This window comes from Streptomyces sp. NPDC046881 (genome assembly GCF_040645015.1).
In the GTDB taxonomy this organism is placed as follows: domain Bacteria; phylum Actinomycetota; class Actinomycetes; order Streptomycetales; family Streptomycetaceae; genus Streptomyces.
Genome location: NZ_JBEYXJ010000029.1, coordinates 66583 through 79193, shown reverse-complemented (window position 1 = coordinate 79193; position 12611 = coordinate 66583). Strand labels below are relative to the sequence as shown.

General features: G+C 71.4%; 9 protein-coding genes and 2 pseudogenes. 3 read left to right on the top strand and 8 right to left on the bottom strand.

All coding sequences use genetic code 11. The features are described 5' to 3' along the window. Positions 1-98 precede the first annotated feature (98 nt). Both ABZ923_RS16920 and ABZ923_RS16915 read right to left on the bottom strand, forming a co-directional pair. Positions 99-779: a response regulator transcription factor gene (locus tag ABZ923_RS16920; RefSeq protein WP_030342036.1), complete on the bottom strand. Its 681-nt coding sequence runs from the start codon at positions 777-779 to the stop codon at positions 99-101. Then, positions 776-2023, bottom strand: a complete 1248-nt coding sequence (locus ABZ923_RS16915) for an ATP-binding protein (protein ID WP_361471686.1) — start codon at positions 2021-2023, stop codon at positions 776-778. Before ABZ923_RS16915 ends, ABZ923_RS16920 begins: the two co-directional genes overlap by 4 nt. 180 nt (positions 2024-2203) lie before the next feature. Here ABZ923_RS16915 and phoU point away from each other — a divergent pair, with 180 nt between their 5' ends. Both phoU and ABZ923_RS16905 read left to right on the top strand, forming a co-directional pair. Beyond that, positions 2204-2893, top strand: coding sequence for a phosphate signaling complex protein PhoU (gene phoU, locus ABZ923_RS16910; protein WP_361471683.1), 690 nt, complete (start codon positions 2204-2206; stop codon positions 2891-2893). 401 nt (positions 2894-3294) lie between these two features. Further along, positions 3295-3543: an SCO4226 family nickel-binding protein gene (locus ABZ923_RS16905; protein WP_361471680.1), complete on the top strand. Its 249-nt coding sequence runs from the start codon at positions 3295-3297 to the stop codon at positions 3541-3543. A 54-nt stretch (positions 3544-3597) separates the two neighbouring features. Here the strand turns inward: ABZ923_RS16905 and ABZ923_RS16900 are convergent, their stop codons facing one another. The 4 genes from ABZ923_RS16900 to ABZ923_RS16885 form a co-directional block, all read right to left on the bottom strand. Continuing rightward, the gene (locus tag ABZ923_RS16900; protein ID WP_361471677.1) at positions 3598-4413 is read right to left on the bottom strand and encodes a GAF and ANTAR domain-containing protein; all 816 of its coding nucleotides are present in this window, start codon (positions 4411-4413) and stop codon (positions 3598-3600) included. A 138-nt stretch (positions 4414-4551) separates the two neighbouring features. Beyond that, positions 4552-5811 (bottom strand): MFS transporter, encoded by a 1260-nt coding sequence (locus ABZ923_RS16895; protein WP_361471674.1) that lies wholly within the window; start codon positions 5809-5811, stop codon positions 4552-4554. 77 nt (positions 5812-5888) lie between these two features. Further along, the gene (locus ABZ923_RS16890; RefSeq protein ID WP_361471671.1) at positions 5889-7985 is read right to left on the bottom strand and encodes a stealth family protein; all 2097 of its coding nucleotides are present in this window, start codon (positions 7983-7985) and stop codon (positions 5889-5891) included. Between the two features lie 12 nt (positions 7986-7997). Continuing rightward, positions 7998-9611 carry a stealth family protein gene (locus ABZ923_RS16885; protein ID WP_361471668.1) on the bottom strand — a complete coding sequence of 538 codons (1614 nt, stop codon included), beginning with the start codon at positions 9609-9611 and terminating at the stop codon, positions 7998-8000. 273 nt (positions 9612-9884) lie between these two features. On the opposite strand from ABZ923_RS16885, the gene ABZ923_RS16880 reads away from it, so the two are divergent. Beyond that, complete coding sequence (locus tag ABZ923_RS16880) at positions 9885-10646, top strand: phosphoglyceromutase (RefSeq protein WP_030342050.1); 762 nt, start codon at positions 9885-9887, stop codon at positions 10644-10646. Positions 10647-11303: 657 nt separating this feature from the next. Here the strand turns inward: ABZ923_RS16880 and ABZ923_RS16875 are convergent. After that, a pseudogene (locus ABZ923_RS16875) lies at positions 11304-12268 on the bottom strand (tyrosine-type recombinase/integrase); the annotation flags it as partial. Beyond that, positions 12266-12517, bottom strand: a pseudogene (locus ABZ923_RS16870) (hypothetical protein); the annotation flags it as partial. The pseudogenes ABZ923_RS16875 and ABZ923_RS16870, both read right to left, overlap by 3 nt. Positions 12518-12611 lie beyond the last annotated feature (94 nt).

The following is a 12611-nucleotide window of genomic DNA, read 5'->3' as shown; positions in this document are numbered from 1 at the left end:
CTCCCCCGCCGCACACCCCGCCACCCCGCGCCCACCACCCCGGGGGCGCCCCCCCCACCGGGGCGCCCCCCTCGGTCGTGCCCGGGTGCGAGTCCGGTCTACGGCTCGAACTTGTAGCCGAGCCCCCGCACCGTCACCAGATAGCGCGGCGCGCCCGGGTCCGGCTCGATCTTGGCGCGCAGGCGCTTGACGTGGACGTCGAGGGTCTTGGTGTCGCCCACGTAGTCGGCGCCCCAGACGCGGTCGATGAGCTGCATGCGGGTGAGCACCCGGCCCGCGTTGCGCAGCAGCATCTCCAGCAGGTCGAACTCCTTGAGCGGGAGGTCGACCTTGGAGCCGGCGACGGTGACCACGTGCCGGTCGACGTCCATGCGGACCGGGCCCGCCTCCAGCGCGGCCGGGGTGACCTCCTCCGGCTCGCCGCGCCGGCGCAGCACCGCGCGGATGCGGGCGACCAGCTCACGCGAGGAGAACGGCTTGGTGACGTAGTCGTCGGCTCCTATCTCGAGACCGACGACCTTGTCGATCTCGCTGTCCTTGGCCGTCACCATGATCACGGGGACGTTGGAGCGGCCGCGCAGCTGGCGGCAGACCTCCGTGCCGGGCAGGCCCGGCAGCATCAGGTCGAGGAGGACCAGGTCGGCGCCGTTGCGCTCGAACTCGTCCAGGCCGTCGGGGCCGGTCGCCGCGACGGCGACCTCGAAGCCCTCCTTGCGGAGCATGTACGACAGGGCGTCGGAGAAGGACTCCTCGTCCTCGACGACGAGCACTCGGGTCACGGAAGGACCTCCGGGGCGGGAAGCGGTTCGTACGGGGATGCGTCGGTGCCGGCCTCGTCTTCGAGGTCGGGGTGCTGCTGTGCGCGGTCGCGGGCCGCGCCCGCCTCCGGCAGCCTGAGGGTGAAGGTGGAGCCCTGGCCTTCGGCGCTCCAGACCGTGACCTCCCCGCCGTGCGAGGCGACCACGTGCTTGACGATCGCGAGACCCAGACCGGTGCCGCCGGTGGCCCGCGAGCGGGCCGGGTCGACGCGGTAGAAGCGCTCGAAGATGCGCTCCTTGTCCTTGTCCGAGATGCCGATGCCCTGGTCGGTCACGGCCAGCTCGATCATGTCACCGCCCGGCGCGGCCACCCGGCGGGCGGCTATGCCGACGCGGGTGCGGGCCGGGGAGTAGTTGACGGCGTTCTCGACCAGGTTGCCGAGCGCGGCGGCCAGCTGCCCCCGGTTGCCCCAGACGTGCAGGTCGGCCGTGCCTCCGGCGGCGATGGTGATCTGCTTGGTGCCCGCCTGGTGCCGGCAGCGGTCGATGGCCTCGGCGACCAGCTCGTCCACCCGGACCGGTTCGGCGTCCTCCAGCGGGTCGTCGTTCTGCACCCGGGAGAGGTCGATCAGCTCCTGGACCAGGTTGGTCAGCCGGGTCGCCTCGATCTGCATGCGGCCCGCGAAGCGCTGTACGGCCTCGGGGTCGTCGGAGGCGTCCATGACGGCCTCGGACAGCAGGGAGAGCGCGCCGACGGGCGTCTTCAGCTCATGGCTGACGTTCGCCACGAAGTCGCGTCGTACCGCCTCGATGCGGCGGGCCTCCGTCAGGTCCTCGACCAGCAGCAGGACCAGGCGGGAGCCGAGCGGGGCCACGCGCGCGGAGACGGCGAGCGCCTCGCCGCGTCCGGTGCCGCGCCGGGGCAGGTCCAGCTCGACCTGCCGTATCTCCCCGTCCCGTCTGGTGTCCCGGGCCATCTGGAGCATGGGCTCGACGGCGAGCTTGCCGCCGCGGACCAGCCCGAGGGCGTACGCGGCGGAGCTGGCCTTGACCACGGCGTCGGCCTCGTCGAGGACGACGGCGGAGGAGCGCAGCACCGACAGCACGGTGTCCACGCCGGGCGGGAGTACGGGATCAGTGTGCAAGGAAGTCCTGGTCGGTCGCTTCTGGTCGCGTTCGCTCCAGCGGAACGCCAGGACGGCGATGACACCGGTGAGCACCCCGGCGATCGCTGCCGCTGCGGCGACCGCCGCGTTCACGTCCATGTCTCCAGGTTAGGCATGGGCTACGACATGACCACAGCCGTCCAGGTCCGACCTCGAACACTCGTCGCCCAGAGTTCACCTTGCAGCCAGTACCGGTTCATTTGGGGTGGCGGAAACAGACGCGTGCGGGACGGAACGTGGGAGCGTGGGGACCAAGCACGCCTATGAGAGGGAACCCTGATGCGGGACGCGTACCACGAGGAACTGGACTCGATCGGCGACGGACTGGTCGAGATGGCCCGGCTGGTCGGCTCGGCGATCGGGCGCGCCACGACCGCCATGCTGGACGCCGACCTGAAGCTGGCCGAGAGCGTGATCGAGGCCGACCAGAAGGTCGACCAGCTCCAGCACGACCTGGAGGCCCGGGCGATAGCGCTGCTGGCCCGGCAGCAGCCGGTGGCGACGGACCTGCGGATCGTCGTGACGTCGCTGCGGATGTCCGCCGACCTGGAGCGTTCCGGCGACCTCGCCCAGCACGTGGCCAAGCTGGCGCGGCTGCGCTTCCCGGAGCGGGCGGTCCCGAACGACCTGCACGCCACGATCCTGGAGATGGGCCAGCTCGCGCAGCGCCTGATGGCGAAGGCCGCCGAGGTCATCATCACCAAGGACGTCGACCTGGCGCTCCAGCTGGAGCAGGACGACGACGAGATGGACCTGCTGCACCGCACCCTCTTCCAGCACCTGATCGACGACCGCTGGAAGCACGGCATCGAGACGGCCGTGGACGTCACCCTGCTGGGCCGCTACTACGAGCGGTACGCCGACCACGCCGTGGCCGTCGCCAAGCGCGTCGTCTACCTGGTGACCGGTGAGCACGCGGACGAGCTCCAGCAGGACATCCAGCCGGTGAAGGGCGTCGACGGCGCGTAGCCCCGCCGGGGAGGGCCGGGCCCGGCGCGTGAACGCCTCCGTGCGCCGTTGATGCGCCCGGCGGAACGGGCATGGAATGGGCGAGGGCATCCCTGCCCAAGGTCTAGGAGGGTCCCATGGCCGAATCCCCCGTCACGCCCGATCCCACGCAGGAGCGCGAGACCGACCAGCCCGCCGAGATCAGGAGCCTTCCGTTGTTCGGCGCGTGCGGCTGCGGTTCCGGATGCGGCTGCGGGTGCCAGTCGGGCAACCCGTGCCAGTGCGGCTGAGCGACACCGGGCCGGTGTGAACGGGGTTCATACCGGCCCTTCGCCGTCCCGGATGCCCCTCCTGTCCGCCGGGCGCAGCATGGACGTGTGCGGGTGGGACACGGGACCGGCGAGAACAGGAGGTGTGGGGCCATGGCCAAGTTCATGGACATACACCGCGGGATGCAGGGCATCACGGCCGACCAGCTGCTGGAGGCGCACCGGGCCGACCTCGCCATCGAAGGGGAGGAGTCCGTGCACTTCGAGCACGCCTGGGCGGACCCGGAGTCCGGCACCGTCTACTGCCTCTCCGACGCGCCCTCGGCCGAGGCGGTCCAGCGCATCCACGAACGCGCCGGCCACCGCGCGGACGAGGTGCATCCGGTACCACTGGAGGCATGAGGACACGGCGCACGCGGGACCGGCCCGCCGCGGATCCGCGGAGGTGGGCGGGCGCTAGGGCCAGGCGGGGCCGCCGCCGTACGGCTCCGGACGGAAGCTCAGGCGGCGGGAGAGGACGTCGCGGGACACCTGGCTGACCGTGCGGCCGTCGGCGTAGGCCCGGGCGCGCAGGCGGTCCAGGGCCTGGGCGGAGTCGAGGTCCAGCTGCACCATCACCATGCCGACGGCCTGGTAGACCTCGGTGTGGTCGGCCTCGGAGGCCGCCACCCAGGACGCCACCGCGTCCTCCGTGTCCTCGTCGCTGCCGCCGTAGCCGCTGAGCTGGAGGTTCATCAGCGCGTAGGTGACGGCGTCGCGCACCCACAGCGCGACCCGGAGATCGGGCGCGGTGAGCCCGCCCACCTGCTCGCTGTAGAGGTCGAGCGTGCCGATGGCGGCGCCGGTGACGCCGAGCGGCAGGGAGAACACCGCGCGGGCGCCGAGGGCCACCGCCTCGTGCGCGAAGATCGGCCAGCGGCGGGCGTCGGGGCCCCGGGTGAGGTCGGCCGCGAGAACCGGGGCGCCCCGGTCGAGGGCCTCCTGGCAGGGGCCGTCACCCAATGTGTACTGCAGTTCCGCCAGCCGCGCGGCCACCCGGTCGCTGGCACACCACGTCACGCGGATGCCGGTGCCGCCGGAGATCGACACGGAGGAGCCGGTGACCGGCAGCAGCCGCACGCACGCGATGCACAGCGCCCCGGGCACGGCCCGGGGGTCGTCGGTGTCCCGAGCGGCGGCGTCCAGCGTCTCCCGGACCCGCAGCCGTACCTCGGCCTCCGGGGGCCCGCCACCGCCGACGGACGGCCCGTACGTCTCGGGCGGCATGCTCATCACTCCCGCAGCAGCACAGTCATCCACCGGATAATCCCCATATGTCCTGATGTCGGGTTCCCAGGACGAGGGAAGTAACCGGTGGACCGTGCGGCGAAAACGCGGGGAACGACCTGACGGCGGCGCCGACCCGGCCGCCTACGCCGTCCGGACCGCCACCCCCTGCTCCGGCTCCGTCTCCGCCCGGCCCGGCGCCTCCTGCTCCTGGGGCAGGCGGCGCATGAGGACGCCGTATCCGAGCCCCGCCGCCGTCCCCACGCCCGCGCACATGCCCCACAGCCAGGCCGCGCCGAGGTGGTCGATGACCGCGCCCGACATCAGCGGGGCGACGAGCGCGGCGACGGACCAGGAGAGCGTGTACATGCCCTGGTAGCGGCCGCGGCCGTGGAGCGGGGACAGACGGACGACCAGGCCCGTCTGGGTCGGGGCGCTGACGATCTCGGCGAGGGTCCACACGCACACGGTGAGCATGAAGACGCCGACCGAGCCGGCGAAGGCGGTGAGCCCGAAGCCGTACCCCGCGAGCAGCGAGGAGGCGACCAGCAGGGTGCGCGGGTCGCGGTGCTCGATGAACCGGGTGACGGGGATCTGCAGGGCGACGATCAGGACGCCGTTGACGGCGATGGCCAGGCCGTAGTCGGCGGGCGAGAACCCGGCCCGCCCCATGGCCACCGGCAGCCCGACCGAGCCCTGCTGGAAGACCAGGGCGACGAGGAAGGAGAGCCCGACGACGGCCATGTACCGCCCGTCCCGCAGCACCGTGCCGAGGCCGACCTCCGCCTCCGCCTGCCGGGCCGCGGGCGCGGGCCGCGACTCGGGCAGCTTCGCGAAGACGACGACCGCGCAGGCCAGGGTCATCCCCGCCTCGATCAGGAAGCCGGCCCGATAGCTGACCTCGGCGATGAACCCGGCGGCCATGGAGGAGACCGCGAAGCCGAGGTTGATCGCCCAGTAGTTGAGGGAGAAGGCCCGTACCCGGTCCTCGGGGCGGACGATGTCGGCCATCATCGCCTGCACGGCCGGCCGGGAGGCGTTGGAGGCCATGCCGACCAGGAAGGCGACGCCGGCGATGGCGACCGGGTCGGTCATGAAGCCGAGCAGCGCGACGGAGGCGGCCGTGGCGGTCTGCGCGACGAGCAGCGTGGGCCGTCTGCCGAGCCGGTCGGCCATCACCCCGCCGCCCAGCGAGGAGACGACCCCGCCGAGCCCGTGCAGGGAGGCGACGAGACCGGCGTACGAGGCCGAGTACCCGCGGTCGAGGGTCAGGTAGAGGGCCATGAACGTGGCCACGAAGGCGCCCAGCCGGTTGACGAGGGTGCTGGTCCACAGCCACCAGAACGCCGGGGGGAGCCCGGAGACGGATTCGCGGACGGCACGTCTCACACGGGCTGGCGACATCGAGGATCCCCCACGTTTGTAAGCAGCTCTGATCGAGATCACAACTTACAAACGGGGTCCTCGGCGGCACCACTCAATTAGCGGACGGCGTCCATCGGGCCGCGGGCGGACGTACGGCGCGACGGGCGGCGCCGCACGGGGGCCTCCCGTCCCGCGGCCGGGTACGACGGGGTCCGGGCCGCCCGCTCGAAGCGGCTGGGGAACGGGTACTTCCGCTCCAGGAAGGCGCGGATGGCCGTCTGCGCCGCCGCCCGGTCCGCCGGGGCGGTGTCCACGTCGTTGAGGCAGAAGAAGTCCACGTCCTCACCGGCCGCGAGCCGCGCCAGGCGGCGCCGCATGTCCGGGGTGCCCAGCTGGACGTACCGGAAGCTGTACTCGGCCGGCACGGCCCGGCCCGTCGCGATCGCCCAGTGGTGGTGCAGCGTGGACGCCGGGGCGACATCGGTGGTGGACCGGAACCGCGAGTACGACGTCCGCTCCAGCTCCTCGATGCCGAGGCTCTCCATCTCCCGCATGACCGACAGCAGCTGGGGGTGCGGGGTGTGCAGCGACTTGTGCGTGACGTACCTGCCGTGGAAGCGCCGGATCACCTCGCGGGCGTTCTTCCCGGCCGAGTTCGGCGCCGGCTCCAGCGGGTGCGGGGCGCCGACCCCGAGCTTGAGCGGGGACAGCGGGATGCGGGCGATGCCGTTGCCGTGGAAGAAGTTCTCGGCGCTCACCGGGCGGTTGATGAAGACGTCGTCGTTGAAGTAGAGGTAGTGCTCCGACAGGCCGGGGATGTGGTGCAGCCGGCTCTCGATCGCGTGCGAGTTGAAGACGGGCAGCGCGTCGGCCGGGAGGATGTCCCGGTGGTCGACCACGGTCAGGCCCGCCGCCTCCGGGTCCAGCCAGGACGGAATCTGCGAGTCGGTCACGAGATAGACGTTCCGGATGAAACCGGCGTACATCTCCAGCGACCGCAGCGCGTACTTCAGCTCGTCGTGGCTGGTGTAGCGGGAGGCTCCGGTCTCGCGCGGCGCGATGACGTTGTCGGAGAGCGCCTGGTGGGCCCGGCGCTTCACGGCCATCACCGGGTCGTCGCCGTCGACCCAGGTGTACACGGCGTCGACGGGGAAGCAGACCTGGTCGATCCCCGGCTCGGCGAAGCCGGCGAACGCCGGCACGGCCCGCCGACCGGCACCGGCCCCGGCTCCCGCGTGCCACACGGCTGGCGCGGGCTCCTGCCACGCGGCCGGCGCGGGTTCTTGCCACACGACCGGCGCGGGCTCTTGCCCCGTGTTGGGCCCGGGCCCCTGCCCCACCGCCGGCCCGGGCTCCTCTCCCACCGTCACGGCCGGCTGTCGGCCCGCCGGTGGCGTCGGCTGCTGCCGCGCACCCGCCCCCTTCGTCGTGCGCTGCTCCGGCATCGTGACCAGCGGCTGCTCCGCCGTACCCGGGGCCTGCGCCGCGGTCGCGGCCGGCTGCCAGGAGTCCGCCGGGAGCACCTCGGACACGGCGTTGCGGCGGGGAGCGACCAGCGCCGGGCCGAAGTCGTCCTGCAACCGGGTCCCCGGCACCGTCAGGTGCGCCGGGTCCGCGCCCAGCTCCCGCCCGTACCGCCAGAACTCGATGTCGCAGCCCGCCTCCAGCCCGCCGAGCACCTGCCCGCCGGGCCCCAGCCGCACCAGCCCGGCCCGCAGCACCGGCGCCCCGCGCAGCGCCCGCGGCAGCCTGCCGTCGGCCCACAGCACCGCGCTCGTCACCGCACCGTCCGGCCCCACCGCACCGACGTACGCGGCGCTGTGCGCGAAGTGCCGCCCCGCCTGGGCGAGGACCGCGCCCCGGTACGACTCCGCCACCCCGACCACCGGCCGCGGCACCCCGGGCCCCCGCTCGGCGGGGACCAGGAAGTACGGCACGCCCGCCGACTCCAGCAGGGCGCACACCTGCTCCAGGTCGGCGGCGGCGGCCTCCGCCGCGGTGTACCCGGCGACCGTACGCCCGTACAGCCGTACCGGTCCGCAGGCGACCCGGCGCAGCCCCGGGACCGCGGCGCGCAGCCGGCGGCGGGCCGGGGCCGCGCGCAGCACCCAGAGGCGGGCCGACAGCCACAGCCGCAGGCGTACCAGGAGGGCCCGGACGGCCCGCAGTCCCGGCGTCGGCGCCGCCAGACGGTGACGGAGGTCGATGGCCATGGCCGCGGCCCGTCAGCTCTGCTTCTCGAAGGGGCTCGGGAAGGGGAAGTAGTTCTCCAGGAACTCGTGCATCCGCACGCTGACCTGCTCCCGCTCCTCCGGCGGCACGTCGACGTCGTTCAGGCAGAAGAAGTCGAAGCGGCGGTTGCGGCGCAGATCGTTCAGGCGGCGCTCGGCGTCGGGCCGGCTGATGTTGACGTACCGGAAGCTGAACTTCCCGGGCACGCCCTGGCCGGTCATCAGCGCGTACTGGTAGAGCAGCGGCGCCGTCATGGCGATGTCCTGCGGGGAGCGGAACCGGGACGCGGTGGTGCGCCGGATGTCCTCCGCGAACAGCTCCTCCAGCGCCACCAGGGTGCCGCGCTGCTGCGGCAGCGGGGTGTGCATGAAGTTGTTCGTGGTCATCCGCCCGAACTTCTCCAGCAGCAGCCGCCGCACGTTCTTGCTGGCGGAGTTGGTGGCCGTCTCCTCGGCGTGCGGCTTGCCGACGCCGATCTTCAGCGGCGACACCGGGATCTTCATCAGACCGCTGCCGAAGAAGAAGTGCTCCGGGGTGACCCGGCGGCCGACGAAGACGTCGTCGTTGAAGTACAGGTAGTGCTCGGACAGGCCCGGTATGTGGTGCAGCCGGGTCTCGATCGCGTGCGAGTTGAAGACGGGCAGCACGTCCGCCGGGAAGATGTCGCGGTGGTCGACCACCGTGATCCCGGGGGCGGTGTCGTCCAGCCAGTGCGGCTTCTGGCCGTCGGTCACGATGTAGATGTGCCGGACGAAGTCGGCGTACATCGCGAGCGAGCGCAGCGAGTACTTCAGCTCGTCGTGGCTGGTGTAGCGGGAGGCGTTGGTCTCCTTGTCCAGGATCTCGGCCATGCCGTGCTCCTGGTACCGGGCCCGCTTGGCCCGCATCGCCGGCTCCTCGCCGTCCACCCAGGTGTAGACGACGTCGACCGGGAAGGTCACCTGGTTCACGGTGGGCAGCGTCAGCGGGGCGAAGCTCGGCAGCTCCCGCTCGCCGACCCGCACGGTGACCGGCTTCTGCTCGCTCGCCGGCAGCACGTCCGTGATCCCGTTGTTACGGGGCGTGACGAGCGACTCGGCGAAGACGTCCTCGGACGCCTGCGGCTGCACCTTGGCGAGCCGCCGGGGACCGTCGGCGGAGGCGAGCAGCGCCCCGCCGTCCTCCCAGAACTCCACGTCACAGGCCAGCTCCGGCCCGGCGAGCAGCTGGCCGGCCGGACCGAGGTGGTTCTCGCCGACGCGCAGCACCGGGGCGGTGCGCAGCGCGGCGGGCAGGACGCCGTCCAGGAACAGGGCCGGGTGCTTGAGCTGGCCGCCGGGCAGCGGCCGGCCGATGAACACGGCCGTCCCCGCGTGCCGCGCCTCCAGCGCCGTGAGCAGCCGCTCCCGGTCCACGGCGTTCACGCCGACCGTGTAGCGGGCCCGGGACGACACCAGGAAGTAGGAGATCCCCTCCTGCTCCAGCGCGCCGACCACCAGGTCCAGGTTCGAGGCGGCCGCCTCGGCGGCGCTGAACCGGTCCACGACCCGGCCGTAGAACTGCTGGCCGCGCACGGCGACCGGGCGCAGCACCGGGTCCGTGACCGCGGCCTTACGGCGCCGTCGCATGGTACGGAGCTGCCACACCCGCTCGGCGGCTTTCCGCTCGACTCGCGGTCGCATCCGCCGCGCAAAGGAACGCACGGTCACGTTCTGTGCTCCTCTTCCTGACCCCTCAACCTTCCTGGCGATAAGCAGACACACGAATGTGGCGAATGGTTGTACGAGAATTAACCGAAACTTAGCGACACGCGGAGCGCGGTCGAAGCCGGCCCTCGGGTGGCCGTGCTATGGCGCCCGTGCGCGTCCCGTCCCGGAATCCCCTTAGGTAGGCTCAAGGCCATGGCCGACGCACCGTACAAGCTGATCCTCCTCCGCCACGGCGAGAGCGAGTGGAACGCGAAGAACCTGTTCACCGGCTGGGTGGACGTCAACCTCAACGAGAAGGGCGAGAAGGAGGCAGTCCGCGGTGGCGAGCTCCTGAAGGACGCCGATCTCCTGCCCGACGTGGTCCACACGTCCCTCCAGAAGCGCGCGATCCGCACGGCCCAGCTGGCCCTGGAGGCCGCGGACCGCCACTGGATCCCCGTCCACCGCTCGTGGCGCCTGAACGAGCGCCACTACGGCGCCCTCCAGGGCAAGGACAAGGCGGCGACGCTGGCCGAGTTCGGCGAGGAGCAGTTCATGCTCTGGCGCCGCTCGTACGACACCCCGCCGCCGCCGCTGCCGGACGACTCCGAGTTCTCCCAGGCGAACGACGCCCGCTACGCCTCCATCCCGCCGGAGCTGCGGCCGCGCACGGAGTGCCTGAAGGACGTCGTCATCCGGATGCTCCCCTACTGGTACGACGCGATCGTCCCCGACCTGCTCACCGGCCGCACGGTCCTGGTCGCCGCCCACGGCAACAGCCTGCGCGCCCTGGTCAAGCACCTGGACGGCATCTCCGACGCCGACATCGCGGGCCTGAACATCCCGACCGGCATCCCCCTCTACTACGAGCTGGACGCCGACTTCAAGCCGCTGACCCCGGGCGGCAAGTACCTCGACCCGGAGGCGGCGGCGGCCGCGATCGAGGCGGTCAAGAACCAGGGCAAGAAGAAGTAAGCGGTATTAATCAAGCCCCCTACCTGCGGTTTTGCCGCGAGTAGGGGGCTTGTCTCTGCACTGGGGCCGTCGCTGGGCCGTGAAGGGGATCCGGGGCCGGTGTCAAGCGTTCCCGTGTGCCTCGGTGAAAAGCGATGTGCCCGGTATGCTGGTCGCGCCTCATCTGAACCTCCCCTGAACTCCGTGTAGGCGCACGTGAGTTCCAAGGCTCCAGCCCGAGAAGCGGGCTGGCTGGAGGAGAAGGGAGGCGGTAGAGGTGAGCCTTGAGAAGGACAGGCCTCGTAGGTGGACCGGCGCTGAGAAGTGGCAGGTCTGGCTTGCGGGAGTCAGCCTGCTGGTGACCACCGCTATCAGCGTGATGCAGCTCGCTCGATGAGCGAGTCACGCGCGAGGACGGTCGCGACCGGGAGCTGTACATGCAGCGAGCCCGGTCTGCTCGTAGGCGACCGGGCTCGTTGACTGCATGAGGGCCTGGGTCCGGCGGCAACCGGATCCAGGTCCGCAGTGTTTCTACGCTCCAATCTCTCACGCGTGAAATCACGAATCAACTTTGTGAGCGTTGTCCGCGAACTTTGTCCGCTCGCCATTTCAGCGAACCTTGCCAGCGAAATGTCGAGACGGATCCGCCGGCGCTGGGCTCTGACCACGGGGTACGTGTCACCGGTGATCAAAGACCGATGCCACAGCCTTGCGGGTCCGCTCCTGGCTGGACGGCATCAGGTGGGCGTACACCCGGAGCGTCAGGCCCGGGTCCGAGTGGCCGAGGTACTCGGCGAGGGCCTTGATGTTCTCCCCGGCGTCCAGGAGCACCGAGGCGTAGAAGTGGCGGAGGGCGTGCATGCCGTTCTCGCGTGACTCGGCGTACGACTGGCCCGGCGTCCGCTCGGGGATCACGCCGGCCGAGGCGAGAGCCCGCTTCCACACCTCCTCGTTGAGCGACGTACGCCAGACGTGCCCGCCACGCGGCCCGGTGAAGATCAGCCGCTTGGTCACCGGAGGTCCGTCCGCCACCTTCCACGGCAAGGTGATCTCTACCGGTGGGAATCGCTTCATGTGAGCGCGGAGAGCGTCAGCAACTGGACCAGGGAACGGTACGTCCCGGAGCTTGCCACCCTTCGGCGGTGCGAAGACCGGCTTGCTGCGGCTCAGCTTGAGCTGCTGGACAACGTGGAGAGTGTCCGCCTCGAAGTCGATCGCGTCGACGGCCACGCCCAGGATCTCGCCCTGCCGAAGGCCGCAGCCGCCCAGGTCGACCATGGCTTGGTAGCGCTCGGCATGCCGGCCCGGACGGCGAAGACCCGTTCCGGCGTCCAGGGCGCGACGCGCTTGTTGTCCACAGTCGGTGGACGGACTGAGCGGGCGGCGCACGGGTTCCGGGGAAGGTGCCCGTCGTCCACGGCCGCGCTCAGGGCGGCACGCACGTTGGAGTAGATCGTCCGGGCATACGAGCCACGGGCGCCGTTCTCCTGGAGCTGCCGCACCCAATCGCGGATGTGAGCGGGCTGGAAGGAGCCGAGAGGGCGCGAACCCAGGTAGGGGTAGGCGTGTAACCGAAGCTGCGACTCCATCGACGCCTGAGTGTTCGGGTCCGGCGCGTGGGTCACCCACTTCTCGGCGTGCTGCGCGACGAGGCCGGGCAGCGACACCGGCGAGCCGAGGATCAGGCCCTCGGAGACGCCACCCTCGGGAACGGTGACCTTGATGAGCGAGGACTCACCGTCCTCGATGTAGACGACGCCGATGGTCATCAGCGCCTCGCCGCTGGTCGCGTCCTTGGCGATCTCGCCGGTCTGGCGGTCACGGACCTTCGGCTCCGGAGCCTCCGTGAGGAGGATCGTCGCGGCGGAGGTCTCAACGCGGATGGCGCGCAAGGCACTACCACTGTCTACTCGTCTACACAAGAGCAGATCTGCGAGCCCGGTCCCCGGGATCACGCGGATCACCTTGCCACACAACTTGTCCACT